This is a genomic window from Mycobacterium sp. NGS40, from assembly GCF_059812735.1.
This window is the reverse complement of the sequence record NZ_JCALDG010000003.1, coordinates 106,730-133,074: the sequence shown is the minus strand read 5'-3', so window position 1 is coordinate 133,074 and position 26,345 is coordinate 106,730. Positions and strand designations below refer to the sequence as shown.

At 66.1% G+C, this 26,345-nt stretch carries 26 protein-coding genes and 1 pseudogene; 15 read left to right on the top strand and 12 right to left on the bottom strand.

Annotated features, from left to right (window positions below; genetic code table 11):
- Positions 1-191: 191 nt before the first annotated feature.
- Positions 192-1,181: an amidohydrolase family protein gene (locus AC5Y5O_RS06345; protein WP_096283588.1), complete on the top strand. Its 990-nt coding sequence runs from the start codon at positions 192-194 to the stop codon at positions 1,179-1,181.
- On the opposite strand, the gene AC5Y5O_RS06340 is transcribed toward AC5Y5O_RS06345, so the two are convergent.
- The gene (locus AC5Y5O_RS06340; protein WP_096283586.1) at positions 1,178-2,146 is read right to left on the bottom strand and encodes an oxygenase MpaB family protein; all 969 of its coding nucleotides are present in this window, start codon (positions 2,144-2,146) and stop codon (positions 1,178-1,180) included. The two genes, AC5Y5O_RS06345 and AC5Y5O_RS06340, sit on opposite strands and share 4 nt — an antisense overlap.
- A gap of 90 nt (positions 2,147-2,236) precedes the next feature.
- On the opposite strand from AC5Y5O_RS06340, the gene AC5Y5O_RS06335 reads away from it, so the two are divergent.
- From AC5Y5O_RS06335 to AC5Y5O_RS06325, 3 genes and pseudogenes are all read left to right on the top strand, one after another.
- Complete coding sequence (locus tag AC5Y5O_RS06335; RefSeq protein WP_096283584.1) at positions 2,237-2,848, top strand: TetR/AcrR family transcriptional regulator; 612 nt, start codon at positions 2,237-2,239, stop codon at positions 2,846-2,848.
- A gap of 20 nt (positions 2,849-2,868) precedes the next feature.
- Positions 2,869-4,249, top strand: a pseudogene (gene lipJ, locus AC5Y5O_RS06330) (bifunctional lipase/adenylate cyclase LipJ).
- A 124-nt stretch (positions 4,250-4,373) separates the two neighbouring features.
- Positions 4,374-5,105 carry a class I SAM-dependent methyltransferase gene (locus tag AC5Y5O_RS06325; protein ID WP_096283580.1) on the top strand — a complete coding sequence of 244 codons (732 nt, stop codon included), beginning with the start codon at positions 4,374-4,376 and terminating at the stop codon, positions 5,103-5,105.
- Between the two features lie 23 nt (positions 5,106-5,128).
- Here AC5Y5O_RS06325 and AC5Y5O_RS06320 read toward each other — a convergent pair whose 3' ends face one another.
- Both AC5Y5O_RS06320 and AC5Y5O_RS06315 read right to left on the bottom strand, forming a co-directional pair.
- The gene (locus AC5Y5O_RS06320; RefSeq protein WP_096283578.1) at positions 5,129-5,587 is read right to left on the bottom strand and encodes an SRPBCC family protein; all 459 of its coding nucleotides are present in this window, start codon (positions 5,585-5,587) and stop codon (positions 5,129-5,131) included.
- A 70-nt stretch (positions 5,588-5,657) separates the two neighbouring features.
- On the bottom strand, positions 5,658-6,350 hold the full coding sequence (locus tag AC5Y5O_RS06315; RefSeq protein ID WP_096283576.1) for an SDR family oxidoreductase: 693 nt from the start codon (positions 6,348-6,350) through the stop codon (positions 5,658-5,660).
- Positions 6,351-6,435: 85 nt separating this feature from the next.
- On the opposite strand from AC5Y5O_RS06315, the gene AC5Y5O_RS06310 reads away from it, so the two are divergent.
- Positions 6,436-7,077 carry a CGNR zinc finger domain-containing protein gene (locus tag AC5Y5O_RS06310; protein WP_243393726.1) on the top strand — a complete coding sequence of 214 codons (642 nt, stop codon included), beginning with the start codon at positions 6,436-6,438 and terminating at the stop codon, positions 7,075-7,077.
- On the opposite strand, the gene AC5Y5O_RS06305 is transcribed toward AC5Y5O_RS06310, so the two are convergent.
- On the bottom strand, positions 7,031-7,786 hold the full coding sequence (locus AC5Y5O_RS06305; RefSeq protein ID WP_500024269.1) for a 5'-methylthioadenosine/adenosylhomocysteine nucleosidase: 756 nt from the start codon (positions 7,784-7,786) through the stop codon (positions 7,031-7,033). The two genes, AC5Y5O_RS06310 and AC5Y5O_RS06305, sit on opposite strands and share 47 nt — an antisense overlap.
- 600 nt (positions 7,787-8,386) lie before the next feature.
- Here AC5Y5O_RS06305 and AC5Y5O_RS06300 point away from each other — a divergent pair.
- Complete coding sequence (locus AC5Y5O_RS06300) at positions 8,387-8,992, top strand: PaaI family thioesterase (RefSeq protein ID WP_096283573.1); 606 nt, start codon at positions 8,387-8,389, stop codon at positions 8,990-8,992.
- A 3-nt stretch (positions 8,993-8,995) separates the two neighbouring features.
- Here AC5Y5O_RS06300 and AC5Y5O_RS06295 read toward each other — a convergent pair whose 3' ends face one another.
- The 3 genes from AC5Y5O_RS06295 to AC5Y5O_RS06285 form a co-directional block, all read right to left on the bottom strand.
- Positions 8,996-9,760 (bottom strand): DUF2127 domain-containing protein, encoded by a 765-nt coding sequence (locus AC5Y5O_RS06295; RefSeq protein WP_096283572.1) that lies wholly within the window; start codon positions 9,758-9,760, stop codon positions 8,996-8,998.
- Between the two features lie 52 nt (positions 9,761-9,812).
- Positions 9,813-11,201, bottom strand: coding sequence for an MmgE/PrpD family protein (locus tag AC5Y5O_RS06290; RefSeq protein WP_096283571.1), 1,389 nt, complete (start codon positions 11,199-11,201; stop codon positions 9,813-9,815).
- Positions 11,202-11,266: 65 nt separating this feature from the next.
- A complete protein-coding gene (locus AC5Y5O_RS06285; protein ID WP_500024266.1) occupies positions 11,267-12,265 on the bottom strand; it encodes a LysR family transcriptional regulator in 999 nt (332 codons plus the stop codon).
- A gap of 131 nt (positions 12,266-12,396) precedes the next feature.
- On the opposite strand from AC5Y5O_RS06285, the gene AC5Y5O_RS06280 reads away from it, so the two are divergent.
- Complete coding sequence (locus tag AC5Y5O_RS06280) at positions 12,397-12,972, top strand: carboxymuconolactone decarboxylase family protein (protein WP_500024264.1); 576 nt, start codon at positions 12,397-12,399, stop codon at positions 12,970-12,972.
- A 2-nt stretch (positions 12,973-12,974) separates the two neighbouring features.
- Here the strand turns inward: AC5Y5O_RS06280 and AC5Y5O_RS06275 are convergent, their stop codons facing one another.
- The gene (locus AC5Y5O_RS06275) at positions 12,975-13,889 is read right to left on the bottom strand and encodes an IclR family transcriptional regulator (protein WP_500024442.1); all 915 of its coding nucleotides are present in this window, start codon (positions 13,887-13,889) and stop codon (positions 12,975-12,977) included.
- A gap of 96 nt (positions 13,890-13,985) precedes the next feature.
- On the opposite strand from AC5Y5O_RS06275, the gene AC5Y5O_RS06270 reads away from it, so the two are divergent.
- The 3 genes from AC5Y5O_RS06270 to AC5Y5O_RS06260 are packed head-to-tail and all read left to right on the top strand — an operon-like array spanning position 13,986 to position 16,275.
- The gene (locus AC5Y5O_RS06270) at positions 13,986-15,029 is read left to right on the top strand and encodes a zinc-binding dehydrogenase (RefSeq protein WP_096283563.1); all 1,044 of its coding nucleotides are present in this window, start codon (positions 13,986-13,988) and stop codon (positions 15,027-15,029) included.
- A gap of 7 nt (positions 15,030-15,036) precedes the next feature.
- Positions 15,037-15,447 carry a nuclear transport factor 2 family protein gene (locus AC5Y5O_RS06265; protein ID WP_500024262.1) on the top strand — a complete coding sequence of 137 codons (411 nt, stop codon included), beginning with the start codon at positions 15,037-15,039 and terminating at the stop codon, positions 15,445-15,447.
- Between the two features lie 9 nt (positions 15,448-15,456).
- Positions 15,457-16,275 (top strand): SDR family NAD(P)-dependent oxidoreductase, encoded by an 819-nt coding sequence (locus tag AC5Y5O_RS06260; RefSeq protein ID WP_500024261.1) that lies wholly within the window; start codon positions 15,457-15,459, stop codon positions 16,273-16,275.
- Here AC5Y5O_RS06260 and AC5Y5O_RS06255 read toward each other — a convergent pair.
- The gene (locus tag AC5Y5O_RS06255) at positions 16,272-16,880 is read right to left on the bottom strand and encodes a class I SAM-dependent methyltransferase (protein WP_096283557.1); all 609 of its coding nucleotides are present in this window, start codon (positions 16,878-16,880) and stop codon (positions 16,272-16,274) included. The genes AC5Y5O_RS06260 and AC5Y5O_RS06255 overlap by 4 nt on opposite strands.
- Before the next feature lie 246 nt (positions 16,881-17,126).
- Here AC5Y5O_RS06255 and AC5Y5O_RS06250 point away from each other — a divergent pair, with 246 nt between their 5' ends.
- Both AC5Y5O_RS06250 and AC5Y5O_RS06245 read left to right on the top strand, forming a co-directional pair.
- Positions 17,127-18,428, top strand: a complete 1,302-nt coding sequence (locus tag AC5Y5O_RS06250) for a calcium:cation antiporter family protein (protein ID WP_500024260.1) — start codon at positions 17,127-17,129, stop codon at positions 18,426-18,428.
- 41 nt (positions 18,429-18,469) lie between these two features.
- The gene (locus AC5Y5O_RS06245; protein WP_096283555.1) at positions 18,470-19,309 is read left to right on the top strand and encodes an SDR family oxidoreductase; all 840 of its coding nucleotides are present in this window, start codon (positions 18,470-18,472) and stop codon (positions 19,307-19,309) included.
- A 55-nt stretch (positions 19,310-19,364) separates the two neighbouring features.
- On the opposite strand, the gene AC5Y5O_RS06240 is transcribed toward AC5Y5O_RS06245, so the two are convergent.
- Positions 19,365-19,694, bottom strand: a complete 330-nt coding sequence (locus AC5Y5O_RS06240; protein WP_500024259.1) for a hypothetical protein — start codon at positions 19,692-19,694, stop codon at positions 19,365-19,367.
- Between the two features lie 117 nt (positions 19,695-19,811).
- Here AC5Y5O_RS06240 and AC5Y5O_RS06235 point away from each other — a divergent pair, with 117 nt between their 5' ends.
- The 3 genes from AC5Y5O_RS06235 to AC5Y5O_RS06225 all read left to right on the top strand — a co-directional run bounded on the left by AC5Y5O_RS06235 (position 19,812) and on the right by AC5Y5O_RS06225 (position 22,912).
- Positions 19,812-19,982, top strand: a complete 171-nt coding sequence (locus AC5Y5O_RS06235) for a hypothetical protein (RefSeq protein ID WP_165796268.1) — start codon at positions 19,812-19,814, stop codon at positions 19,980-19,982.
- Positions 19,979-21,295 (top strand): DUF2254 domain-containing protein, encoded by a 1,317-nt coding sequence (locus AC5Y5O_RS06230; protein WP_096283551.1) that lies wholly within the window; start codon positions 19,979-19,981, stop codon positions 21,293-21,295. Before AC5Y5O_RS06235 ends, AC5Y5O_RS06230 begins: the two co-directional genes overlap by 4 nt.
- A 216-nt stretch (positions 21,296-21,511) precedes the next feature.
- On the top strand, positions 21,512-22,912 hold the full coding sequence (locus AC5Y5O_RS06225; RefSeq protein ID WP_096283549.1) for a DUF2252 domain-containing protein: 1,401 nt from the start codon (positions 21,512-21,514) through the stop codon (positions 22,910-22,912).
- Positions 22,913-22,950: 38 nt separating this feature from the next.
- On the opposite strand, the gene AC5Y5O_RS06220 is transcribed toward AC5Y5O_RS06225, so the two are convergent.
- A complete protein-coding gene (locus AC5Y5O_RS06220; RefSeq protein WP_500024256.1) occupies positions 22,951-24,513 on the bottom strand; it encodes a flavin-containing monooxygenase in 1,563 nt (520 codons plus the stop codon).
- The gene (locus AC5Y5O_RS06215) at positions 24,510-26,303 is read right to left on the bottom strand and encodes a flavin-containing monooxygenase (protein ID WP_096283547.1); all 1,794 of its coding nucleotides are present in this window, start codon (positions 26,301-26,303) and stop codon (positions 24,510-24,512) included. The genes AC5Y5O_RS06220 and AC5Y5O_RS06215 overlap by 4 nt, the downstream gene beginning before the upstream one ends.
- Positions 26,304-26,345 lie beyond the last annotated feature (42 nt).

Below are 26,345 nucleotides of genomic sequence, written 5' to 3'. Positions count from 1 at the left end.
GGCTGACGTAGCGGGATGCCTCGATATGCCTCGAGGTAACCACGAGTTTCCGCCGGAGTCACCACCCTTCAGACCAACTCGCCCAGTATGCGCCGTAGACATACTCGCTATGCAGGATATTCATTTCACAAATAGCTGGCCGGAGTGCAGAGTCGAACGGAGACAGAGTAATCCGACAGTGAGGAACGCCGATGCGCTACATCGCCTTGGAGGAAGCATTTTTCATCCCCGAGCTGGCCGAGCGTCAGCCCACCACGGAGCATCAGCAGCTGCAGAAGCGCATGACGACGGAATGGGCCCGGCGCTGCGAACTGCGGCTCCCCGACTTCGCCGAACACCGGCTGGCCGAGATGGACGATGCCGGCATCGACATCCAGGTGCTCTCGCTGACGTCTCCCGGTCTGCAGGTCGACATCGACGCCGAACATGCCCGTGACAACGCGCGCTTCGCCAACGATTACCTGGCGAAGGCCATCGGTGAAAATCCGGACCGCTTCCGCGGATTCGCGGCGTTGCCCTTGCAGGATCCCGCCGCGGCGGTGACTGAACTGGAACACGCCGTCACCCAGGACGGATTCTGCGGCGCGCTGGTCAACGACTGCATCACCGGACCCGGCGGTCGCTACCTGGATGCGCCCGAATACGACGAGCTGTGGGCGGCGGTCGAATCTCTTGGCGTGCCACTGTATTTGCACCCCGGCGCACCGCCGGCTGATCACTGGCAGGTCATCGAGGGGCGACCCGAGCTGTACGGTGCAACCTGGAGCTGGGCCGCCGAGGTCAGCGGGCATGCGCTGCGGATTCTGTTCAGCGGCGTATTCGACCGCCATCCCGCGGCGACGATGATCCTGGGGCACCTGGGCGAGTTTCTGCCGTTCCAGCGCAGCCGCATCGACTCCCGCTTCGCCTCGACATCGCTCTCGGAGACCAGCACGCTGCGGCGCGCGCCCTCGGAGTACCTCGGCACCAACGTCGTCTTCACCAACAGTGGCGTGTTTTCACCGGCGGTGATGCTCGGAGCCGTGCTGGAGGTCGGGGCCGACGCGTTGATGTTCTCCATCGACTACCCCTACGAATCCTCTTACGACGCCGTCCAGGGATTCGAACAGACGACGCTGGCGCGCGCCGACCGCGAGAAGATCGCACACGGCAATGCCGAACGGCTGCTGCGAATCACCTAGCCGGCGCGGTTGTGCAGCCGGCGCGGATCGACGCCCGCCCGCCGCCACGCCGTCACCGCCCACGGCGTGTACAGGAACCAGAGCGGAAACCGGTTGAGCACCGGATTGAGCGCACGCACGACCGCCGCAAAGCGCTGAAACCGCTTCTCCTTCTTGGCATCCCATTCGAGCTGGCACACCTCGCGCATTTGTGGCGGCATGGTTCCGACCAGGACGAGACGGGTGTAGGCGTTCAGCGGCGCGGACAAGACCTTCCAGATGCCCTTGGGCATCCAACGCGGTCCCGGAATCCCTTTGCGGATGTAGCCGGTGCCGTACAGGACGGTCTTGTGCGGCACGAACCGCTCGAGCATGTCGTCCCAATAGCTGACGAAGTCGGCATAGGTCTGCGGCTGGCCGCGCCCGCTGACGCCGTAGAGGCTGTACCAGACCTTGCCCTCGTCGAAGATCCGTTGCTTCTCCGCCTCCGACAGCCGCCGGATGAACGTGTCGGTGTTGTAGATGACCTGGTCGACGAAAGTCGCGTGCGCCCAATAGAACAACTCGGGGTTGAGCGCGTGGTAGCGCGAGCCGTCGCTGATGGTGCCCTTGATCGATTTGTGGAAGTCGCGGACCTTGCGACCCCACTCGTAAGGATCGTCGGAGTAGACGGTCTTCATCAACGGCGGCGCGGTTCGCTTGGCGCGGCCCAAGGTGTCGCTGAAGATCACCGAGTGATCGAGCACTCCCTGGGCAAGCTGCTCGATGCAGTTCTCCACACCCGCGACGCGCTGGAACCCGAAGAATTGGGTGCGGTGATCGCCATAGAACTTCCAGATCAGGGAATCGGGCCCCAGCCGCGGCGCGGTCTCGGCGATCTCGTCGTCGACCGGTCCCTCGACCAGCACCGGGACGGCTTCGCGAACACCGATGTCGAAACGGGCGCCGGCCGTCGGGCCGGCCAACTGGTCCTTCTGGGCGGTCATGCCCAACCTCCCGTGAATCAGTGACACAAAACTGTATCTTTGTTTCAACGTAGCATTCTGGCACCAACATTGCCGAGGAGGTCGTCGTCCATGCGGAAACACAGCCTTGACGGCACCCTCGTCGACATCAGCGACACGGACGACACCATCCTGGACACCGCGCGCGCGGTCTTCGAGACCTACGGCGTGCGCCGCGCGAACATGGAGGACGTCGCCACCCGGGCCGGAGTCAGCCGCAGCACCCTCTATCGGCGTTTTCCCACCAAGGACGACCTGGTCGAACAGGTGGTCCGCCGCGAGGGCGAGATGTTCTTCGCGACCTTGGACCGGGCCACCGCGGGCTGCACTCCGGCCGAAGCAGTTGTCGAGGCGTTCACGCTGGGCGTACGGCTGGTCCAGGACTCCCCGCTGTACTCACGCATCGTGGAAAGCGAACCCGAGCTGTTCGGGTTGTTCTCGCGGTCGCATGTCTTCCCGATCAGCCAGTTCGCCGCCGGGATCGCCCGCACGTTGCGCCGATGCGGCGCGGACATTCCCGATGCCGACCTGGCCAACATCGCCGACGTGCTGCTGCGGGTGGCGCTGGGGATCATCGTCTTCCCCACCGATCGGCTCGACATCTCGGACCACACCGCCGTTCGGGAGTACGCCGGACGGTACCTGGTGCCCATCATCGGCGGCTCGGCCCCGGATTTGTCGTAGCCCTGCATTAACCTGGTGGCGTGGCGCCGGTTCCGCGGACCCGGTACGCCAGTTGCGGCGAACTCGACATCGCCTATCAGGTCTTCGGCGATGGCCCGATCGACTTGCTGGTGCTGCCGGGCCCCCTCATTCCGATTGACTGCGTCGACAGTGAGCCGTCGATGTACCGCTTTCATCGACGGCTGGCATCCTTCAGCCGGGTGATCCGGTTCGACCAGCGTGGGATCGGCATGTCGTCGCGGGTTCCCTCGTTGGACATGATCGGGCCCAGGTCCTGGGCACAGGACGCGATCGCGGTGATGGACGCGGCGGGGTGCGAGCGGGCGACGGTTTTCGCCCCGGGCTTCACCTCGTTGGCCGGACTGGTGCTCGCCGCCGAATTCCCCGATCGGGTTTGCAACCTGGTGATCTTCAACGGCGCGGCAAGGACGATGCGTGGTCCTGACTACCCGATCGGCACCGACGAGGTCGAGGCAACGCCGTACACGACGGTCGGGGTCGAACCGGACGCCGTCGAGCAGGGCTTCGACATGCTGGGCATCATCGCGCCCTCGGTCGCCGGCGACGACGCATTCCGCGCGTGGTGGGACCAGTCCGGAAACCGCGCCGCATCCCCGAGCATGGCGCGCGTGGTCATCGAGACCATCCGGCGCTCCGACGTGCGCGACATCCTGCCTCGCATCGCCACGCCGACGTTGATCCTGCACCGCGACAATCCGGAGTTCAGCCCGATCGGCCACGCGCACTACATGGCCGAGCACATCGCCGGGTCGCGCCTGGTGGAGTTACCGGGTGAAGATGCCCTGTACTGGACCGGCAACACGGCTCCGATGCTCGACGAGATCGAGGAGTTCATCACCGGCCTGCGCGGCGGCTCGGACGCCGAACGCCTGCTGACCACGATCGTGTTCACCGACATCGTCAGTTCGACCGAGCGGGCCGCCCTGCTCGGTGACGATCGATGGCGCGACCTGCTGGACAACCACGACGCCATCGTGCGCCGGGAACTGCAGCGCTTCTCCGGGCGCGAAGTCAACACGGCCGGAGACGGATTCGTCGCCACGTTCAGCAGCCCGAGCGCGGCGATCGCGTGCGCGGACGCCATCGTCGACGCGGTTCGGGTGCTGGGCATCGAGGTGCGCGCGGGCATCCACGCGGGTGAGGTGGAGGTGCGCGGCGGCGCCGTCAAGGACGACATCGCCGGCATGGCGGTGCACATTTGCGCCCGGGTCGCCGCCCAGGCAAGGCCCGAGCGAGGTCTTGGTGTCGTCGACGCTGCGCGACATCGTCACCGGCTCACGGCACAGGTTCACCGACCGCGGCGAGACCGCGCTCAAAGGCGTGCCGGGCCAGTGGCGGTTGTACGCCTTGGTAAGCGAGCACGCGGTCGTCAAGCGCTGACGAACGCCACCACTCGGCGAGTCGAGGCTCCGGGCGCCCGCGCGTAGGCTGCGTTGGGGAAGCTGTCAGCGTCGCGGCTCCCGGATTTCGGCGTACAGCTTGACATTTGATCGAAGGAGTACGCATGACCGACGTGCACGTCTCGCTTCCGCCCGCGTTGCGCCGTGCGCTGGATTTGCTTGCCGATCCGCCGGCGATTCCGGATGCCAGCAAGGGGTACCTCGATCTGCTCGGCGACGAAGACATCCCGAAGAACACCGGCCCGATCCAGGCGGCGTGGGCATCGCCCATCGGCTCGATGCTTTACGACAACGCGCAGGCTTTCTCCCGACGGCTGATCGCCGCGCTGCAGCACCCGGCCGACTGGCTGGACATCCCGCCGGGCGGAACCGCGCTGGATGTGGGCTCCGGGCCGGGCACCGTCACCGCGTCGCTGGCGCGCGCGGCCGGCAAGGACGGACTGGCCTTGGGCGTCGACATTTCCGAGGCGATGCTGGCCCGGGCCGTGCGCAACGAGGCAGGCCCGCACGTCGGCTTCATAAGGGCTGACGCACAACGGCTTCCGCTGCGCGACGACACCGTCGACGCGGTGGTCTCGATGGCGGTACTGCAATTGGTTCCAGATCCGGCGGCCGCGCTGGCCGAGATGGCGCGAGTGCTGCGACCCGGCGGACGGCTGGCCATCATGGTCCCGACCGCGGGGCGTGCCGCACGGGCGTGGCGGCTGCTGCCCAACATCGGCGCGCACATCTTCGGCGAAGACGAAATCGGCGACATTCTCGAAGACAACGGCTTCGTGAGCGTGCGCGTCAAAAACGTCGGCACGCTCCAGTGGGTGCGCGCCAAAAACGGCTGAGGTTCAGTCCGGCAAGCCGGACGCTACCCGAGGCGCTGCGCGAGCATCGCGAGCTTGTCCATCGAATCGCGCAGCATCTCCGACGTCGTCGAATGCGCCTTCTCCAGCCGCTTCGGGTCGGCCAGCGCGGTGAAGTCGTAGGTGTGGGTGACGTTGGTCAGCGTGGAGTTGATCTCGCTGAGCTCCCAGCGCCACAGATGACCGGGCGGTTGCTTTCCGGGTTCGGCTGGGCGCCAAGCGATCTTGGTGCCTTCGATGAACTCCACAACGTGGTTCTCCCGCACGGCACCGTTGGTCAGCGTCATCTTGAACACGTCACCGACCGCACGGACGCGCTGCCCGGGCGGCGCCGAGGCGAGGTTGTTGTTGCCGTCCCAGCTGGGCTGACTGGTTGGCTCGGCGATCAGTTCGAAGATGCGCTCGGCGCTGGCCGAGATGACGCGGGTGGCGCTGACAATGCCTTCGGGATCGGTATCAGCCATACGCCAATCCAAACACGTTGCGTACGGCAATGGGGGCCGGCATCGTGCCGACCCCCAAACCGGCTGATGATCAGCCGATGCGCAGTAACTCGGCCGGTCCCGAGAGAGCCGTCTTGGCCTGACGGGTTTGCTCGTCGGCCAGCACCTCGGCCTCGCCGTCCCGGATGCCGTCGACGATTTGCCTGGCGACGTCCTGCGGGTCGTTCTTCGGCACGTCGAACCCCGTGGTCATGTCGGTGTCGGTGTAGGCCAGGTGCACCGAGGTGACCAGGGTGCCCTGCTTCTCGAGCTCGACCCGCAGCGAGTTGGTCAGCGACCAGATCGCGGCCTTGGAGTCGCCATAGCCACCGAAGCCGCCCACCCAGGCCAACACGGAGCTGATATCCGCCAGCGCTCCGCCGCCATTTTCGGCCAGGATCGGGGCGAACGCCTGGGCCACCCGCAGCGCACCGAAGTAGTTGGTCTCGAACACTTCGCGGACTTCGTCGACGTCACTGGTCAGCAGCTTCGCCGCACCGAGGATCCCGGCGTTGTTGACCACGATGTCGGCGTCGGCGGCGGTAATCGCCAGCGCCGCAACCGAATCCGACTTGGTAACGTCGAGCGCGACACTTACGACACGAGGGTCGGTGCTGGGCTTGGGTGTGCGTGCAGTGGCGTAGACCTTGGCCGCACCGCGACGCAGGAACTCGTCCACGATGGCCTTGCCGAGTCCGCGCTGTCCGCCGGTTACCACGACCGTCGAGCCTTCGATGTTGACCATGATCCGTACTCCTTGACTGAGGTGAAATAGCTTTGTCCCTGTCAAAGTAATTGCCGCTATCGACATAGTCAAGTAGCATTTGGTTATGTCTTCATGGTCTGCGTCACACCGGTACGAACTCGCGACCGCACCCGGCGGCCTCGGCCTGGTCCAGGACTTCCTCAACACCATCGACGTGAAGCGCGACAGCCCGGATCTACTCGACGACGCCACGCTCGCGCGGGACTGGGTGGGCGGCGCGGTACGGACCTGGTCACAGGTCCGCGGCGTGCCCGCCGACCCGCCTGCCATCACGGACGCGGACCTGCCGAAGCTTCGCGCATTGCGCGAGGTGATCGCGCAGCTGGTGCGCGGCGAAGCAGCGGCCGGGGCGGGCATGACGGCGACCTCGGCGTCCTTCGCGGTGTCCGAGACCGGCGATGTCCGATTGGAACCCGCGGGCAGCGGCTGGCGCTGGCTGGCCTCGGCATTGTGGGGCGAGATCTTGCTGGGCCAACGCGACGGCACCTGGCGGCGCCTCAAGAAATGCCATCACCAACCGTGCGCGTCGACCTTCTATGACCGCTCGAAGAACAACAGCGGCGTCTGGTGCAATGCCAAGACGTGCGGCAACGTCGCCAACCTGCGGGCCTCGCGGGCGCGGCGGCGCGAACGCGAGCGCGCCGCGCAGGACGACCGGCTCAGTCCAGCGCCGGCAACAGATGCAGCAGGACCCGAGCCGAGCTGATCGCGACCTGCTGCACGAACTGGTTGAAGTCGGCGCCGGAGTCGGCGCCGGCCAGGTCGGACAACGCGCGAATCACCAGCCAGGGGATCCCGAATGCCTCGCAGACCTGGGCCAGCGCGCCGCCCTCCATGTCGATGGCCAGGCCACCGAAATCCTCGTGCAGCCGGTCGCGGGTGGACTCACAATGCAGGTACTGGTCGCCGGTCAAGACAGTGCCGTAGCTGATCTGCGGCGGCGTACCGGTGCCGCCCGCCGCCGGTGGCAGCACCGGAAGGGTGAATCCCTCGAGACGACGGGTAACGCGATCGAAGAGTTCGGGTTCTACCGGGTAGCCGAAACGCTCGGTCGCGTTGATGAACGGGACGTGCCCCGGTTGGTAGGGCTCCAGTCGCCCGTTTTCGATGACCCCGAAGTCGTGCTGCACCACCCGGTCGGCGATAACGATGTCACCGATGTGCAGCCGTATATCCAGTCCGCCCGCTACACCCGTGAAAACGATTGTGTGGCAACGAAATCGATCAGCCAGCAACGTCGCCACCAGACCGGTGTTGACCTTGCCCATGCCGGCTGCGGCCAACACCACCCGCTGTGCACCGAGTTCGCCGGTGTCGAAGGTGACCTGTGCGACCTGTTCGCGCCGCGCCCCGGACAACGCACTGCGCAGATAAGCCCACTCTTGCGGGATTGCACAGATGACGCCGACCGTCACCGCGCTGGGTTGGGGGACAACTCGAAACTCCAATCGCCGGCCATTGGCTCTGGCACCGTCGGCGATTGTATCGGCCCGGTCAGGGGGTCAGCAGCGCTCCGCGCCCCTGCGCATGACGCGGGAGCCATCTGCCTGCCCGCGCGACCTGTTCCTCAGCACAAGATTCAGTGCGTCGCAGGCGCGGGCTTTGATCGGGGCAACTACCTCGAGGTTGGTGGAGCTCTGGTTGATCAAGGTCTGCAGTGTAGGCACAGTCTCGACCCCTCCTTCGCCGGCCTAGTCAGCCGACTCGTCAATTTCACCCCAGCTGTTTTACAAGTGTGCAGCAAGCGGGTAAACGCGGTGATAATCCGGCTTGTGTGGTAGCGCACATTCCACGGCATCTATTCCCGCTCACCACGCCCGTGACCAGCACTAATCCGGTCTGCGGCGCAGAAACGCGGGAGCCCACGCCCATCGTGTTCCCCGACGATAACGGTTAGCTTCACGCCGGCGAAAATGCCGCTGCCACAAGGGAAATCCCCTAAGCCCAACGCTGGGCAGGTCCAGTCTGCCACATCCGCCGGCGGCATGCCGCCAGCGGACTGTTAGGTTTCCTATATGTCTGACGAGATGCTCTGCATTGACTACCGCCGGCTCGAATCGATTTACGGCCCGCTGGCCGAATCGGTGCGCCGGCTCGTCGATCTCAGCATTCGGACCGAAGCGGACCCCGCGACCGTCGCGGCGGCAAAGGCCAAAATTGACAGGGCCGCAGACGAATTGAGTGCATCGGTGCGGCCGGGGACCTTCGGCGTCCACACCACGCCGGACGGCGACACCGTCGCATGGGGAAATGCGGTGGTCGGTCTGCGCAACGCGGTCGCCCCACCGCTGGTGCTGCATCACGAGGCCGACGGACTGGTGTGGTCGGAGTTCAATCTCGGAGCGGCCTACGAAGGCCCACCGGAGCACGTGCACGGCGGGGTGTCCGCCCTGATCCTCGACCACGTGCTGGGGGCGACGGCGCACAAGTTGGGCCGCCCCGCCTATACCGGCACTCTGACTTTGCGTTACCGGCGCCGCACCGCGCTCGGTCGTCTGCTGCGGGCCGAAGCACACGTCGACCGCATCGAAGGGGTTAAGACGTTCTCCGTCGGCCACATCGCCGACGCGGACGGTGTCACCGTGGAAGCCGAGGGCATTTTCATCACCCCCAGGGCGTGACCATCACGTCGTCATAGCGGCCCGCTCGACGTCGAGGAGCTGCTCGCCGCGTCGTTCCTCGTCGTAGGCCCTGCGACCGCCGCGCACGCCGAACAGTCGTTTGGAGACCACCAGGTAGATCACCGCCAGGATGTTGATGCTGAAGGTGACCACCCGCGTCATCGTGATGCCCTTGGCCAGGTCATGGATCTCCAACGGCAAGAACACCGAGGTGGCGATCACCGCGAAGTATTCGCCCCAGCGCTTGAGTAACCACAGGCCGACGGCCTCGAGCATCTCGACCAGGGCGTAGGCGGTCAGCATCAGGGTCAGCAGCGCCAACGTGGAAGGTTTGGCGGCCAACGCCTTTTCCAGCTCGTGCACGAGCGTCATTTGGTCGACCCTGAATCCGGCGGCCCGAAAAATCGGCAGGTCGCGATCGAGGGTGGCCTGGATGGATCCCCGTGCGCCGCGGAACGTCCACACCGCGTACGCCGCGAGCGCGATCACCACCGCCCGGAACACGCGCTCAACCGCGAGGGCACGAATGATGATCGCCTGCCGTAAAGCCTTGCCACGCATGATCATCGGCGCGTCCTCGGCGTGGCCCCGGCCATGAGGCTCGCCGACGACGAACTCCCCGCAGCGCAGGCACCGCCACACTTCGCCGAGTCCGGTCATGCCACTGAGCCGGTCGGCAAGCCCCTGCTCCTCGGGCGCGTACGTCACATGGCCTGCGAGCGCGCAGGTGACCAACTCCCAGCGGTTGATGCCGCGATCTTTGCGCATGGCCGATCATTCAACGCGGGCAGCAGACGATGCAAGAGGGCGCGCACAGATGTCAGAACCGCGGCCGGCTGCGCGAATGTTGCGCTACCGGACTCACCGTGCCGAGCAGTTCGGTGAGCCCGGCGATGGCGATGTCGTCGATATGGTCGACGGCGGTGACGATGTCGGTCTGTAGCGCGGGTTCGCAGAACGGTTCGGCGAGCCATCCGAACTTGTCCACCACGCGCTGCCACGTCATCGGCCGGGTCGGTGATCCCTCGTAATCGCTTTCCTCGCGGCTGAATTCCCGTCCGTCCCGGGTATGGACATGTACGCGCGTCGCGGTGCGGCGCGGATAGTCCGCGGTCAGGTCGGCCGCCGCGACGACATCCACTCGCGCCAGCAGCTCCTGCACGTCCCCGCGCAGAACACGTTCGTTCTCAAGCTGTTCGGGACCCACTCCTCCGTCGAGCAGTGCTACGGCACTGAGGTACTTGAGGTTGTAGTCCGCCTGCTCCTTGGTCCGCGGATGATCCTTGTCGCCGTATGCTCCCCCACCGGCGATGTCGTAGGCGGTCTGAAACACCTCGATCGTCACCCGCGCGACGTCGTCGCCGCGCAGCTTGTTGTCCGCCCGGATCGCCAAGAGCGCATCGATGATGGCCTGTCCGTGGATCAGTGCGCAGTACTGCTTGAGATAGGTCTGTTCGACCGCCGTCAGTCCGCGGTCGGCGGTGTTGAAATCGATTGACTGATCGAAGAGTTGGACGAGCCCGTTCGGGCCTTCGAACAACGACTTGGGCCCGGTGATCCCACGGCTGGCCAATATCGTGGTGTAGACCGCGCGCATGGCGGTGACGGCCGGGGAGATGCCCTTCCAGTTCGAGACCGGTTCGGCGTGCACCACGGCCAGGGAGACATTGTCGGCCGTGGCGGCCGCGATGGCGTGCGCGGTGCGCTGCGCGTCCAGCCCCAGCAACTTCGCCGATCCGGCCGCGACCGACATCGCCAGCTGCAGCGCATGGTTGAGGCCACGTGCCATCACCGGAACTTGTGCGCTGAAACGACATTGGACCTCGTAAGCGACCGCGAGGGCGAGCAGGAAGTCGGCCCCGGTGGCGTCGACGTGCTCGGCTACCGCCAGGACCGCACCGAAGTTGTCGGCCGGGTGGCATAGGCCGCCCATGGTCAGATACGTGTCGAGCAGGTCGGGGTAGCGCACCAGCACGGTGTTGAAGAAGGCGGCCTGGTCCACCGAGGCGCGGCCGCCACCGACGAGCGTCGCCGAGGTGCCGCCGCTGAACTGGCCGGCGTGCTCCCGGATCGCCGGGATCAGTTCACCGTCGAGCGAACCGATCGCGCAGGCGATGCTGTCCAGCACGTTGCGTTTGAGCAATTCCCGCGGATGCGTACTGAGATCCGACTGCGTGGCGCCGACGACGAACTCGGCCAGTTCGTCCACAACATACCGATGTGCCATGGCTTTTCGTCCTTCCGCTGCTGCCTCTCACTCAAGCGCGGCCCGGATCAGCCGTCCAGGACCAGTCGCTTAGGTGTGTTCGGCGTGGCTTCCTGCCGCCGCTCAGAACCGTCGAGCACGCCGCGGTGTGGATCGTCGGCGGGAATCCACCATCGTTGCGCAGGAGGGGTGCGCCAGCTGCTTCTCTGCGCCACTGTCAGCAGTGCCTCGACCACCCGCATGACCCCGGCCCGGTCGTCGTTCTCCCGGCGCACGAGTGACCATGTCCAAAGCGGCACCGGATCGGTGACCGGGCGCTGCCCCAGACTTGGCGGCGGCACCGCGGTGTGCCGCTTGGGCGACGCGAGAATTGGCGCGGCAATCCGGCGCACATGGGCGTAGTACGCATCCCCGGTGACACCGCCGTCGTCGATGCGCACGATGCGCGCACCGGTTGCGTCCGCGAACTCCCCGGCGAAGCGGTTCCACGACGACCAGGCCGACTCGTCGGCGTCGATGAGAACTGTAAGCTGTTGCGCTGCAATGGGTTCAGCCGAGCTCACCCCGGGCAGTACCGCGGGCAGTGGTTCGGCGCGCACCAGATATGTCGTGAGTCCGCGCTCACTTGCCTGCTGGGCGGTCACCCAGGTCAGCGCGATATCCAAGGCACCCTCTGCAACTCGATCGGCCTGCACGTGCGATGGCAGCACCCACTCGTCGAGTCGCAGGGATATGGCTGCCCCCAGTACCGCGGTGAGGTCGTCCGGCAGCCAGCTGACGTAGCCCAGCCGCACCGGAACGCTGTCGGCGGCCGCCCGTTGCACCCGACGCCTGGCGTCATCGGCCAGGGCCAGCATCCTGCGCGCATCGGGCAGTAGGGCGCGTCCGGCCTCGCTCAACCGGACGCTGCGCCGGTCGCGCACGAAAAGTTCGGCTCCAATCTCTCGCTCCAGCGTGATGATCTGTTGCGACAGCGCCGGTCCCGAGATGTGGATACGTTTTGCAGCGCGTCCGAAGTGCAACTCTTCGGCAACCGCCACGAAGTAGCGCAACTGCCGCAGTTCCATGAAATGAGCTTAAGCGGGCTTGACCTGCGGTAGAAAGCGGAACTTAGCAGTGGTCGCAACCCGGTCGTGGACGCGGACGCGTGCCGGCACTTCACTGGACTCAGTCAGTGCGATCGCGTGAGGAGAAAGCCGTGCGCCTTGCCCCATTGCCGCCGACCGGTTTGACCGGCGCACAGCAGCTGCTGTACGCCGACATGCGAGCCGCGATCGACAGCGACTTCGGTGAACTCGTCGCCCATCGCAACGACGGTGCGCTGATCGGTCCGTTCAACGGCTGGCTGCACTATCCCCAATTCGGCTCGCCGGCTTGGGCATTCAACAGATCACTCTGGGAGCATGGCCGGCTGCCGGGCCGGGTCCATCAACTCGTCATCCTGGTCACCGTCGCGAAGTTCAAGGCGCGTTATGCGATCTACGGGCATGAGTACTTCGCCGATCGCGCCGGGCTGCCCGAGGACAAGGTCGCTACCATCGCCGCCGGCGAACGCCCCGCCGATCTGACCCACGACGAGCGGGTCGCCTACGACATGGCCGCCGCCCTCAGCCGCGGCGGCGCCCTGCCCGAGACCACTTATCGCGTCGCCGTCGGATGTTTCGGTGAGCACGGGGCGGCCGAGATCGTATTTCTGGTGGGCTGTTTCTCGATGGTCGCCGTCACGCTCAACGCGTTCGACGCCGGAGTGCCGGGCCGCGACGAAACGGCCTGAAACTACCGCGCGGTACGACGCTCCTCAAGGTCCACGACCGGCGGATGTTGCTGGGCTTCGCTGATCGCCGTGGTCTCCGCGGTGAGCTTGTTGCCGATGACCTGGATCTGTCGCGCGCTCAGCGGAGACAGTGGGTGCACGGCGAGCATCATGGCGACGTGGCCGCGGTGGTCGAAAACCGGTGCGGCGATGGTCACGACGGGCTGTTTGCGGCGACCGGGGTTGTCGTCGGACAGGAAGCCGATCGTGGTGAACTCGACGAGCAGCTGGTCGAGGATATGGCGCACCGGGGTCGGCATCTCGTCGCTGTCCAGCGTGCCGACCACCTGGACGGCCTGCGCCAGCGCGGGCGTTGTCCAGTCGACGTCGAACCCACGCTCGCGGGTGTGCGCCAAGACGTGTTCCAGGCGCTGGACGCGATCGGCGTTGCTGCCCGCGCCGCGGCGAATCCACGCGCGCTGTTCCTCGTCGGTGTCCCAGGCGGCGAACGCGACGCCGAACGGCGGCGCGTAGGGGATTCGGTCGCCCGGTATCCCCGCCGGCTGGGTGGCGGGATCGCCCTCAAAAGCCGTGACTACCAACGAGTCACCGAACCGCTCGACCACCGAGCCGGCGTAGCCGACCTCGCGGGAAATTCGCAGCGCCGCCGACCGCGCGGCGTGCGCGAGCGGCCGAGCGGTATCCATTCGCGCACCCACGACGGCGAGCGCCGGGCCCAGCGAGAAGGTCTTGGCGACGGGGTCGCGGCTCGCCCAGCCGCGATCGCACAGTGTCTTGAGGATCGCGTGCACCGTGCCCTGCGTCAGACCGAGTTCACGCACGATGTCGGAGAAACGCATCCGCGTGTTTCCGGACCGTGCCAGCAACTCGACGACATCGAGTACCCGCGCGGTCGGCGCCGAGGTGGATCCGCGAATGGCTTGACTCCTTTGCGACCGAATTCCTACAGTTATAGCGAACATTCGACAGATTAACTCGATTATTCGAGAAAATAGGTAGACGCTTTGCGCGCTGTGGTTTTGAGAGACGGTCGGCTGACGGTCCGCGAGACGGCCGACCCCGAGCCCGGGCCCGGTGAACTGCTGCTGCGCACGTTGAGCACCGCGATCTGCGCCTCGGATGTGCACTTCATGGACCACCCCGAGCTCGCCATCGACGATCCGACCGGACGCTCGTTGTACGACACCGATCGCGACATCGTGCTCGGTCACGAATTCGTCGGCGAGGTCATCGGGCACGGACCCGGCTGCTCGGATCAGTTCGCCGTGGGCACCCGGGTGACCTCGATACCGATACGCCTGGTCGACGGTGGCGCCGGCGGAGTGCGGATCATCGGCCAACACCCCGAGGCACCAGGGAGTTTCGGTGAGCTGCTGGTGGTTTCAGAGGCGGCGGCCAAGGCCGTCTCCGGTGACGTCGCCAGCGACGCTGTCGCGCTGGTCGACGCCTTCGCGGTCGGCGAGTTCTATGTGCGATCGGCAGACATCCAGCCGGGCGAGGTCGCCGTCGTCGTCGGTGCTGGGGCGATCGGCCTGTCGGCCGTTGCCGCCCTGACGTCCCGCGGCGTCGAACCGATCATCGTGGCCGACTTCAAGGCCGACCGCCGCGAACTCGCCCGAGCCCGCTTCGGCGCGCACGTGGTCGTCGACCCCGCGGAGAAGTCATGGGTGGACGCATTCCGAGAGGCTCGCGGCGAGCGCGGATTGCCCGGGCCGGCTGTGGTATTCGAATGTGTGGGCGCCGCCGGCCTGATTCAGAACATCGTCGAGTCCGCCGAGATGATGACCCGCATCTACTGTGCGGGCGGCTGGTACACCGGAGACACCCTGGACATCACCACCGCGACCCGCCAAGGCGTCACAATCCAATTCGGCGGCGGCCCGCATCCCCAGGACTGGTACGGAACCCTCGAGGCCGTCGCGGCGGGCACGCTGGATCCGCTCCCCAGCATCGGGAAGGTCATCGGCCTCGACGACGTACCCGACGCGCTGGACCTCGCCCGCCGATCCGACGGGCCGCCGCGCATCGTGGTCCACCCGAACGGAGACCCGAATTGAGGCAGGCGTGACCGAACGAGAAGACCGTCAGGACATCTGCGATCTATTGGTGCGCTACGCCACCGGGATCGATCGCCGCGACTGGCCGCTGTTTCGCACCGTCTTCACCGACAACTGCGAGCTCGACTATGGCGAGATCGGCACCTGGCACGGCGTGGACGAAGTGACCGAGTTCATGGACACCACGCACGCCTTGGCGGGCCACACCCTGCATCGTCTGTCCAATCTTGCAGTCACACTCGACGGTGACAAGGCATCGGCCCGCACCTACATCGATGCGGTAATCATGTTCGGCGACAACCAATCCGGCGTCAACGCATGGGGCTTCTACGACGACGAGATCGTCCGGACCGCCGATGGCTGGCGCATTGCACGACGCCGGTTCACGCAGGTTCGCATCACAACGTTCGGCCCGTAGGGAGCGCTCATGACATTCGCCGCGAAGTACGGCCCGTGGGCGCTGGTCGCCGGCGCCTCCGACGGCGTGGGTGCGGCATTCGCCGCAGGACTGGCCGAACGCGGCGTCAACGTCGTACTCCTTGCGCGCCGCCAAGCGGTGCTCGATCAGGTTGCCGCCGCGATCGAATCCGAGTCCCATGTCCAAACCCGCACTCTCGCAGTCGATCTCGCGGATTCGGGCGCGGCCGCCAAAGTGGCCGAAGCCACCCGAGACCTGGAGATCGGTTTCTTGGTGTACTGCGCCGGCGCGGATCCCAATTACCAGCCATTCCTTGACAATCCGATCGGTGCCGCCGAGGCGATGGTCTACCGGAACTGCATGGTGCCGATGCAGCTGTGCCATCACTTCGCCCCGGCGATGGTCGAGCGGGGCAGCGGCGGCATCGTCATCTTCGGGTCTGGCGCGGGATTGGCCGGCGGACCCAACATGGTTGCCTATGGTGCGACGAAGGCGTTCGACATGGTTTTCGCCGAAGCGCTCTGGGCCGAGTTGCACGACAAGGGCGTCGACGTCCTGGGACTTATTCTCGGCAAGACCAACACTCCCGCCTTGCGGGAACTCGAATACAGTCGCGGCAACATCGGTTCGCCAGACGAGGTGCCCGCGGGTGCCGCCTCGGTCGACGACATCATCGCGGAGGCCTTCGACAACCTGGCCAACGGCCCGACCTTGCTGGCAGGTGACGTCATGAAGGCCGCCGCACAATTCATGGCGTCCTTGACCCGCAAGCAGGCCGTCGAAATGTTCACGGCGGCCGCGGCCGCGGCGATGGGGCCGGATCGTTAACTGCCCACGGGTTTGACCCAGGTGATCAGCACGCGACCGTAGAGCAGCCGGCGAACCGTCGCCCCGGGCAGCGCCGTGCGGGCGTCGGCCCGAAGCCGACGCAGCGTTGCCGACGGCGGCCAGTTGATCGGCGCGGTGTGCTCCCACTTGCCCCTGACGCGATTCACAACCGCGCACGCCACCCACGACGTCAGGTGCCACACGCCGTTTCGCGGCGACGGCCGCACGAACGCGACCAAGCCCAGCGTGCCGCCGGGGCGCATGAGGTCGGCGAACCGGTGCAGTGCCGGACCGGTGTCGCCCAGATGATGTAGTGCGGCGTTGGACACCACCGCATCGAAGCCGGGCAGGTCCGCCGTCATCACGTCACCGTGCATCCATTGGACCGGCGCCGCGGCGAACCGGGCCTGGGCACGGCGCAGCACGGGAGCATCGACATCCAGCGCGGTGACCTCAGGGACTCGGCGGGCCAGCCGCGCGGCGAGGAAGCCGTCGCCACATCCGACATCGAGGACCCGGCGGGCGTCACGCGGAACCCCCGACTCCAGCAATGCGTCGTAGTGGATGTTGATGTTCCACGGCTGCCGTACAGACGCACCAGACACTCCCCCGAACCTAGCCCACCGCCCAAAGAGTTCCCGTAAGAGCACTAGATCGATTTGCCACAATCTGAAGTTAGTCGAGCCTAACAATTTAGATTGATGCCTCTATCCAGCAAATATAGGCGAGCGATCGGCATCGATTGGCACTCTCATAACGTTGCTGGATAAGGGTAGGCAGGGTAACTTTGGCGCGCAGGTCAAGCCATGGCCGCGAGCCAGATTGCGATGAAGCCCGAGCGAAGGACGACGATGCTCGCCACTGACAGGCCCGCCGGCTCGACTCCGACGGCGGCGGCACGATCGCCGCGGCGGACGCTCCTCCGTTCGACGTTGATCACCGGCATCTTCGTTGCCCCCGCGGTCGTGGTCCGGATCGTCGGCCTGCATCCGGACCCGGTTGTCGCCCTGCTGATCTTCGGCGCCGCGGTGGTCTCGGCCAGTTTCCTGCTGGCCTGGGCCGCCGAGGCCGCGCAGATCGACGTCTCCGGCGGCCTGGCGATCGCGGTGCTCGCTCTGGTCGCTGTGCTGCCCGAATACGCGGTGGACCTCTACTACGCGTTTGTGTCCGGTCACAACCCGGAATACACGCAGTACGCGGCGGCCAATATGACCGGATCCAATCGGCTGTTGATGGGCCTGGGGTGGCCGGTCGTGGTGCTGGTCAGCGTCGTCGCGGCGCGCCGGGTCGGTGCCGGCAAGAGCACCGGCCTGACGCTTGAGCCCGGCAATCGCGTCGAACTCGGATTCCTGCTGATCGCCGGACTGGCCGCGTTCGCGATCCCGGTCGGCGGCGAGATCCATCTCGCGATGGGGCTGGCACTGCTCGCCTGGTTCGGCTTCTACCTGTACAAGGTCAGCCACGGCGACGTCGAAGAGCCCGATCTGGTCGGTACCGCCGCCGCTCTCGGTGAGCTCTCGGACCGGACCCGCCGCATCATCGTCGTCAGCCTGTTCGCGGTGTCCGGCGCCGTGATCCTGCTGTGCGCCAAGCCCTTTGCCGACAATCTGGTCTCGGCCGGCACCGAGCTGGGCATCGACCGATTCCTGCTGGTGCAATGGCTCGCTCCGTTGGCCTCCGAGGCACCCGAGTTCATCATCGCGACGATCTTCGCCAGCCGCGGCAAGGGCACCGCGGCCATCGCCACGCTGATCTCGTCCAAGGTCAACCAGTGGACGCTGCTGATCGGATCGCTGCCGGTGGCCCACCTGCTGGGCGGCGGCGGCTTCTCCCTGGAGCTCGACTCCCGCCAGGTCGAGGAAGTCTTGCTGACCGCCAGCCAGACGTTGATGGGCGTCGCGGTGATCCTGGCGCTGCGCTTCCGCCGCGCCGCCGCCTGGACGCTACTGGGGTTGTTCATCGTCCAATTCCCGCTCACCTCCACCCCGGAGCGCCTGGTGCTGTGCGGTGTCTACGCCGCGATCGCCGTCGGCGGACTGGTCGTCAACCGCCGCTACCTGACGGCCACGCTGAAGGCGCCTTTCCTCGGAACGGCCGTCCGGCACTCCGGTCATCCGCACCACCTGGCAGAGGAAGCGGCGCTCCCGACGTAGGACGCGATCGTGGCTCGAAGGGCTGCGTATAACGTCGCGGTATGAATCGAGTCTCGGTGATCACGGGCGGCGCGGGCGGCATGGGTCTGGCCACCGCAAAAATTGTCGGCGCCGACCACACGCTGGTCCTCTGCGACATCAGGCAGGACCGGCTCGATAATGCGGCCGCCACCCTCCAAGACCTCGGGGTCACCGTTACCGCGATCAATTGCGACGTGACAGACCGGGATGCCGTCAGCGAACTGCTCGACACCGCGAACGGCCTCGGCACCCTCTCCTCCGTGATCCACACCGCGGGCGTGAGCCCGAGCATGGGCTCCGCCGAGTACGTGATGCGCACCAATGCAATCGGCACCGTCAACGTCAACGAGACTTTCTATGCCACCGCAGCCGAAGGGGCTGCGATCGTCAATGTGGCATCGATGGCGGCCCACATGCTGCCCGCGGAAATGATTCCGACGACCCAGTTCTCGTCGGCGCTCGAGGACGGCGGCGGCTTCTGGGACGCGATGATGGCGGCGTGTGACCCGATACCGGAGGAAGCTCGATCCGGCTACGCGTACGCGTTGAGCAAGAGTTTCGTGAAGTGGTACAGCCAGTCTCAGGCCGAGCGCTTCAACGCGCGCGGATTGCGCATCGTCTCGGTGTCTCCGGGGTCCATCGACACCGAGATGGGCCGGCTCGAGGAACAGGCTGGGGCCGGGGCGATGGTGGCCAATGCCGCCGTCCCGCGGTGGGGCAAGCCGGAGGAGATGGCCGAGCTACTCGCCTTCTGTGCCAGTGCCAGAGCGGGCTACCTCACCGGTACCGACATCCTCAACGACGGCGGGGTGATCGCCTCGATGACCGAGCGGGCCCGGGTGTCCGCCGGCAGCTGCTGACGCTCATTTCGCCGAAAGTCACGTGCTGCCAGCACTGCGCCAGTACCGCGCGCGATCAGTGTCGGGCGGCGTGGCGAAACATGCCAGTGTGGCTTCCCGCGGCTCGGCGCCCCAGCAAGGAAAAACGGTGCCGACCAGAGCCGGCGGCGCGGCTACGACCGGTGCTACCGCGGGCGCCGGCCAGCAGCACCGCGAGTCCGATCGCGGCCACCGCACCGACGACAATTCCGTAGAGAAACAGCGTGCCGGTCGACCCGGTGACGTGGTAGCCCAGCAGTGTGAAGTGATCGGTAAGCAAATGGGCCGATCCCGCATTGGCCAGCACCCCGGCGACGCCGACGACTGTCGCGGCAGCCAAGGCGATCAACCCGATGATGACAAACATGGCGAAGCACCTCCTAGTGCGGTGATGGATGTGCAGTTCCCTGGTTGCATAGCCGTCTGCCGACGCTGTAAACAAGGGCTCACTATCCACACATATTTCTCAGGGAGTCTGCGCTCCATGGCCCCACAGCCAACCGACCGTGATGGCGCACCGACCGCGGGACCACGCCGGCTGGGCTCGGAGACCAGCCGAGCATCGACCCTGCAGTCCGCACTGGGTATCGTCGACCGCGACGGTATCGATTCGCCGGACATGCCCTCGTACGAGAAACTGCACGGCCGCCGATGAGAAACGCGGTCGCGTCCGCGCGGGATACCCTGCGCACCCAATTGTGGCCGTTGCCATGCCTGGGAGTCGTCGCGGCAGTGGCAGCGGGAGTACTGCTGCCCCGGCTGGAGTCCCAGTGGAGTCGGTCGCTGCCGCCCTGGTTGAACGATGCGTTGTTCGGTGGTGATGCCGGGGCGGCCCGCACGCTGCTCGACGCGCTCTCCACCTCGCTGGTCACCGTCACGTCGCTGACATTTTCACTGACCGTGGTGACATTGCAGTTAGCCAGCAGCCAGTTCTCCCCGCGCCTGCTGCGCACCTTCACCAGCGACATCTTCGTGCAGTCAACGCTCGCCGTGTTCCTGGCCACATTCACCTATGCCCTGACCGTGCTGCGTGGGGTACGGAACAACGACGGAGTACCTAGGATCTCGGTGACGGTTGCCTTTGTTCTCGGGATCGCCAGCATGTTGTGCTTGGTGCTGTTTTTGGCTCATCTCGCCCGCAAAATCCGCGTGGAGACCATGTTGCGTGACGTCCATCAGGAGGCGCGCGCGACCCTGCGGCTGGCAACCACCCCTCGCGACTACGACGCCAACCGCCGCCCGTCGATACCGAAGACACCGGAGCGGGCGGTGTGCCTGAGTGCACCGTCCTCGGGTTTCTTGACCCGCATCGACCAAGCTGAACTGCGCTCTGCGGCGATTAAGGCGGACGCCTACGTGGTGATCGACTGTTACCCGGGTAGCTCTCTCGTGCAAGGGGTACCGATCGGGATGGCATGGGCGGACCACGACACGCTGGACGACGCGGTAATTGAACAACTGCAGCACGCCGTTGACAGTGCAATCAAAACCGGTCATGAACGGACTGCCGCCCAAGACGTCGGCTACGGCCTACGGCAGCTCGCTGACGTTGCGAACAAGGCGCTCTCTCCGGGCATCAACGATCCCACCACCGCCGTCCACGCACTCGGGCACATCTCCGCGCTGCTGTGTGAGCTCGCCGCCCGCGACCTTGGCCCCACCCTACTGCGCGACGAAGACCGAGTAAGAGTGGTGCTGAACCGGCCCGACCTGGCGGAGCTGCTCGATCTCTCGATCACCCAACCGCGCCACTACGGATCGGCCGACCTCATGGTCATGTTGCGGCTGTTCCGGTTGCTTGAGGAATTGGCCTACCACCTCGACGACACGGCGCCGATCCGCGCGCAACGGGACCGCCTGTGGGCCGACATCGCGCACTCCGACTTCGACAGCAACCAGAAATCCCAATTGGAGCGGGCGGCGCAACGAATCGAGCACGCCATCAACCACGGGGTTCAACGTCGGTGACGCGCATAAATCTCGCGCTGGGGAACTGAACCGCACCCCGCGGTGCGCGAACGGGGTGCGGGAGCGCCATTCGCCGCGTCAGAGGCCTCCGGAGTAGACGAAACGTGTTGCGGTACGGAGCTTTCGGGGACGCGAGGAGCCCTTTGGTGTTCGATCGCCGCAGACTCGCGATCACCAGATCTATCGCGGCCACGACCCCCTACGTATGCTGAGCGCATGCCGCAACGGGTGTTGCGCGACCGCTTGATCGACCTCGAAGTTCCGGGCGAAGATGTGGCCCGCGGCCGGGCGCTGCGCAAGTCCGTCCCACGACGCTCCCTCGCGCAGCTGACTCCCGCCTCGCAATCCGCGACCGAAATTCTCGTCGCCCAAAATGCCGGGCGGATAAGCGAACTCGTTCCGCTGCGGTTCGCCCGAATGCTCGCCGACCCGTTCGCCTTCTACCGGGGCTCGGCAGCGGTCATGGCGGCCGATCTGGCCGCGAGCCCGTCGACCGGGATCGAGATCATGTGCTGCGGTGATGCGCATATCTCCAACTTCGGCCTGTATGCCGCCCCGCATCGCTCGATCGTCTTCGACCTGAACGACTTCGACGAGGCCGCCGTCGCCCCGGCCGAGTGGGATGTCAAGCGCCTGATCACCAGCGCGGTCATCGGGGGCCGTCACGCCGAATACTCCGGCAAGGCCATCCGGCGTTGCGTCGAGCAGGCGCTGGTGGGTTACCAGCGCAGCCTGGAGGCGATGCTCGAGGAGATGGACGTCCTGGAGCGCTACTACTTGCGGGTGGAGCCCGAGCACTACACCGGGACGATGTCCAAGGGCCTGCAGGCGGTGATCCAGAAGACGATATCGCGGGCGCGTACCCGGACGTCGGCGCGAGTCTTCAAGCAAATCACCGAGATTGGGCCCGACGGGACGCCGCGCCTGCGGGAGGCGCCACCCGTGCTGCAACATGTCGACGAGGACGTCGAGGCCCCGCTGGTGGAGTCGATTCAGGAGTATCTGACCGCGGTGCCTGCCGACGTCGCGCTGCTGCTGTCACACTTCCGGGTCACCGACGTCGCACTACGCGTGGTTGGTGTCGGCAGCGTCGGGACCCGTTGCTACCTGGTCATACTGGTAGGCCCGAACGACACGCCATTGATCCTGCAGATCAAGGAGGCCACCCGTTCAGTGCTCGACGAACACGGCGGGTGGCCTCAGCCCGAGAGCCTGACCGCGGCGATCGAGGCCCATGGCCAAGGGGTGCGCGTCACCGATGGGCAACTGATCCTGCAGGCCATGTCGGACGTCTTCCTCGGATCGACCCGCAAGGACGGCCGCGATTATTACGTCCGCCAGTTCCACGACATGAAGGGCACCATCGAGACCGAGGGCATGTCGCCGTCCACGTTTACCGATTACGTGACCGCGTGCGCGGTGCTGTTGGCGCGGGCGCACGCGCAGAGCGCGAATGCCTCGATCCTGCGGGGCTACGTCGGCACCAGCAATGGGGTGCACGAAGCGGTCGCCGAATGGTCGTACGCCTACGCCGATAAGTCCCTCGACGACTTTCATCAACTGCGCGCGGCGGCCGCGGCCGGCGAGATCGAGGTTGCCGAGGATCCCGCGCGATAGCGCCTGGCCTCGACGATATCAACGAAGCCTACCGTGACCTAACCGCCGGTGAATTGATCTGCGGCGTAATCGATTTCGGCCCCGGATAGCCGTCGCGGAGCAACGCCGGTGCGGTGCAGCCAGTCGCGGGTTCGCAGCCGCCAGGTCCGGCGCGCGTATTCCAGTTCGGTGTAGGGCCATTGCGTGACGATCCGGCCGGTAGGTGACCGAAAGTAGCTGTCACACTGAGTCCAGATGGTGCGCTCCAAGTCGGCCGAAAGCAGGTCGTTGTACCGTTTTTCGGCCTCGGGACGCACCTCGAGATAGCCGCCGCGCCGCGCCAACCGGGTGACCGCGCTGGCCACCAGCCGGGCACCGGCCTCGAGGATGTAGACGATCGAGTTGCCGCCCTGGTTGGTGTTGGGTCCGTACAGCATGAAGAAGTTCGGGAAGCCGGCGACTGCCGCGCCCAGGTACGCGCTGGGGTCCTCCCCCCAGCGTTCGTGCAGGTGCTGCCCGCCGGTGCCGATCACGTCAATCCCCGACAGGTAGCGCGACGTCTCGAATCCGGTGGCCAGCACGATCGCGTCGACATCGACGACTCCACCCGCCGTCGTGACGATGGACGTCTCGGTGATCCGGTCGATCGGGTCGGTGACGAGCGCGACGTTGTCCTGCTGCAGCGCCCGGTAGTAGTCGTCGCCGAGCAGCACGCGCTTACAGCGGAACGGATAATCCGGCGTCAGGGCGCGCCGCAGCTGTTCGTCGGCCACGGTGCGCTCCAGGAACGAGATGGAGATCTGAGTGCGCGCGGCGACCACCGGGTCGTCGGCGAACGTCGCAGTGTTGTCATGCTGGAACTTCCAGATCTTCCAGCGGGTCCGCGGCACCGCCAATGGGTTGCGCCGGAACTCCGCCAATTCGGATGCGCTGTACGGACGGTCGTCCTTGGGAACCATCCACGGCGGAGTGCGCTGAAAGACCGTCACTTGTCCGGCGACCTTCGCCAGTTCGGGGACGACCTGGATCCCGCTGGCGCCGGTGCCGATCACCGCCACCTTCTTGCCCGCCACCGCCAAGTCGTGATCCCACTGTGCGGTGTGCATGACGAAGCCACGAAAATCTTTGAGGCCCGTTATATCCGGCAGCTTCAACGACCCGAACAGTCCGACGGCGCAGACCACCACGTCGGCGGTCAGCGTGCTGGCGCGGCCATCGCGTTCCAGCCGGCACTGCCAGCTCCAGGTATCCGCATTCCATTCCACCGAGCGCACCCTGGTCTCGAGCCGTAGGTGACGGCGCAGGTCGAAATCGTCGGCCACCGACTCCAGGTAGGCGAGAATCTCGGGCTGCCGGGCGTAGGTCCGGCTCCAGGATCTGTTGGGCGCGAACGAAAACGAGTAGAGGTGGCTTTGGATATCGCAGGCGGCGCCGGGATAGGTGTTGCGCCGCCAGGTTCCGCCGACGCCGTCGCCGGCCTCGATGATCACCAGGTCGTCGATGCCGGCCCGGCGGCACGCCACCGCCGCTCCCAGCCCGCCGAATCCCGCGCCGATGATCGCCACCCTGGGCGAGCGTCGCCGCCGGGTCGCCGCGCGGGCCCGACCGAGCAGGTACTTCACGGGCCGGCTCGGCGAATGTCGAACCCGGCCAGATCGCCCTGTGCCCGCCAGGCCGTAAGGATGTCGGCGTATTCCGTTGGCGTGCCGAAGAAGAAGCTGCCCTGTCGGGTCTTCGCGTCGGCCTTACCCTCGCGGTTGTAGTAACCGGGCGTGCACGTCCTGGCGCGCTCGGCGGTCGCGGTCGAGCGCGCGACCACCGTGTCGACCCACGCGGCTTCGGCGGCGGGCGACGCCTCGACCTCGGTAGCGCCGTGCTCAAGAGCCCACGCGATGATCCAGGCGGCGTGGGTGGCCTGCACGTCCAGCAGGTATGGGAAATTCACCGTCAATCCCGCTTGCGAGATGCTCTCGATGAAGCAGTTCGGAAAACCGTTGGCGCACAGACCCTGAAAGGTTCGCACGCCGTCACTCCAGCGCTCGGTCAGGCTCACGCCGTCGCGCCCGATCAGCTCAAAGCCGGTGCGCCGGCTGTAATCGGTGCCGACTTCGAAACCCGTGGCGAAGATCAGGCAGTCCAACTCGTAGGGCACGCCGTCGACGACGACGCCGGACTCGGTGATTTGCTCCACCCCGAGACCGCGAGTGTCGACCAGTGTCACGTTGTCCCGGTTGAAAGTTTGCAGGTAGTCGTCGTGGAAGCAGGGGCGCTTGCAGAAATAGCCGTACCAGGGTTTGAGCGCCTCGGCGGTGGCGCGGTCGGTGACGATCCCCTCGACTCGGGCGCGGATTTCCTCCATTTTGGCAAAGTCCGCGAGCTCGATATCGCGGCCACGTTGCTCCGGGTCCACCGACCCGTCTCCGTCGTGGCGCATCACCGGCAGCTTGCGGGTGATGCTCGTCCAGGCGTCGGCGACAAGGTCCTCGGGCGCCTGCCCGCCCGCGGTCAGGATCTGAAAGTTCTGGATGCGCCGACGCTGCCAGCCCGGCTGTAATGTGTTGACCCACTGCGGATCCGTAGCCGCATTGGCGCGCACATCGACCGACGAGGGGGTGCGCTGGAAGACGTAGAGGTGCTGCGCAGCGGCACCCAGATGCGGCACGCATTGGACGGCGGTCGCGCCGGTGCCGATGATGCCGACGCGCCGGCCGGCCAGGTTCTCCAGCTTCTTGCCGGTGTAGCCGTAATCCCAGCGGCTGGTGTGGAATGTGTGGCCGCGAAACGTTCCGATTCCGGGAATGCCGGGCAGTTTGGGTTTGGCTTGATAACCGTTGGCCATCGAGACGAACTTGGCCCGCATCTCGTCACCCCGGTTGGTACGAAGGATCCAGCGGGATTCACCTGACTCCCAACGTATCTCCTGTACGTCGGTGCGCAGGCACGCGTCGCGGTAGAGGTCGTATTCTCTTGCGATGCGCTGGCAGTGCGCAAAGATCTCGGCCCCCTGGGCGTATTTCTCCACCGGGATGTAGCCGAGTTCTTCCAGCAGCGGGATGTAGACGTAGGACTCGACATCGCAGGCGATCCCCGGATACCGATTCCAGTACCAGGTGCCACCGACGTCGGCCGCCCGGTCGATCAGCCGGACACTTTTCACGCCGAGCTCGCGCAGCCGCACCCCGGTCAGCAAGCCGCCGAAGCCGGCTCCCACGATCGCCACATCGACCTCATCGGTGCGCGGCTCACGGGTGAATTCCCCGTCTACCCAAGGATCTTCGGCGAAATGAGCGAAGTCGCCGGCGATCTCCACGTACTGGTCGATCCCGTCGGGCCGCAACCGGCGCGCGCGTTCCTCGGCATACTTGCGCCGCAGCGCATCGACGTCGAACGCGTACCCAACAGTTTCGGTCAAGACCCGACTCCGCTCTTCGTGCGTCGACTCTATAATCAATCG

Bases quoted from the DNA above. Each gene is read 5' to 3' on its own strand.
- AC5Y5O_RS06240 (WP_500024259.1), bottom strand. From the start codon at position 19,694: ATGTTTGTCATCATCGGGTTGATCGCCTTGGCTGCCGCGACAGTCGTC.
- AC5Y5O_RS06245 (WP_096283555.1), top strand. From the start codon at position 18,470: ATGAATCGAGTCTCGGTGATCACGGGCGGCGCGGGCGGCATGGGTCTG.
- AC5Y5O_RS06250 (WP_500024260.1), top strand. From the start codon at position 17,127: ATGCTCGCCACTGACAGGCCCGCCGGCTCGACTCCGACGGCGGCGGCA.
- AC5Y5O_RS06320 (WP_096283578.1), bottom strand. From the start codon at position 5,587: ATGGCTGATACCGATCCCGAAGGCATTGTCAGCGCCACCCGCGTCATC.
- AC5Y5O_RS06310 (WP_243393726.1), top strand. From the start codon at position 6,436: ATGTCTTCATGGTCTGCGTCACACCGGTACGAACTCGCGACCGCACCC.
- AC5Y5O_RS06300 (WP_096283573.1), top strand. From the start codon at position 8,387: ATGTCTGACGAGATGCTCTGCATTGACTACCGCCGGCTCGAATCGATT.
- AC5Y5O_RS06315 (WP_096283576.1), bottom strand. From the start codon at position 6,350: ATGGTCAACATCGAAGGCTCGACGGTCGTGGTAACCGGCGGACAGCGC.
- AC5Y5O_RS06285 (WP_500024266.1), bottom strand. From the start codon at position 12,265: ATGGAACTGCGGCAGTTGCGCTACTTCGTGGCGGTTGCCGAAGAGTTG.
- AC5Y5O_RS06225 (WP_096283549.1), top strand. From the start codon at position 21,512: ATGCCGCAACGGGTGTTGCGCGACCGCTTGATCGACCTCGAAGTTCCG.
- AC5Y5O_RS06345 (WP_096283588.1), top strand. From the start codon at position 192: ATGCGCTACATCGCCTTGGAGGAAGCATTTTTCATCCCCGAGCTGGCC.
- AC5Y5O_RS06335 (WP_096283584.1), top strand. From the start codon at position 2,237: ATGCGGAAACACAGCCTTGACGGCACCCTCGTCGACATCAGCGACACG.
- AC5Y5O_RS06235 (WP_165796268.1), top strand. From the start codon at position 19,812: ATGGCCCCACAGCCAACCGACCGTGATGGCGCACCGACCGCGGGACCA.
- AC5Y5O_RS06340 (WP_096283586.1), bottom strand. From the start codon at position 2,146: ATGACCGCCCAGAAGGACCAGTTGGCCGGCCCGACGGCCGGCGCCCGT.
- AC5Y5O_RS06230 (WP_096283551.1), top strand. From the start codon at position 19,979: ATGAGAAACGCGGTCGCGTCCGCGCGGGATACCCTGCGCACCCAATTG.
- AC5Y5O_RS06325 (WP_096283580.1), top strand. From the start codon at position 4,374: ATGACCGACGTGCACGTCTCGCTTCCGCCCGCGTTGCGCCGTGCGCTG.
- AC5Y5O_RS06260 (WP_500024261.1), top strand. From the start codon at position 15,457: ATGACATTCGCCGCGAAGTACGGCCCGTGGGCGCTGGTCGCCGGCGCC.
- AC5Y5O_RS06295 (WP_096283572.1), bottom strand. From the start codon at position 9,760: ATGCGCAAAGATCGCGGCATCAACCGCTGGGAGTTGGTCACCTGCGCG.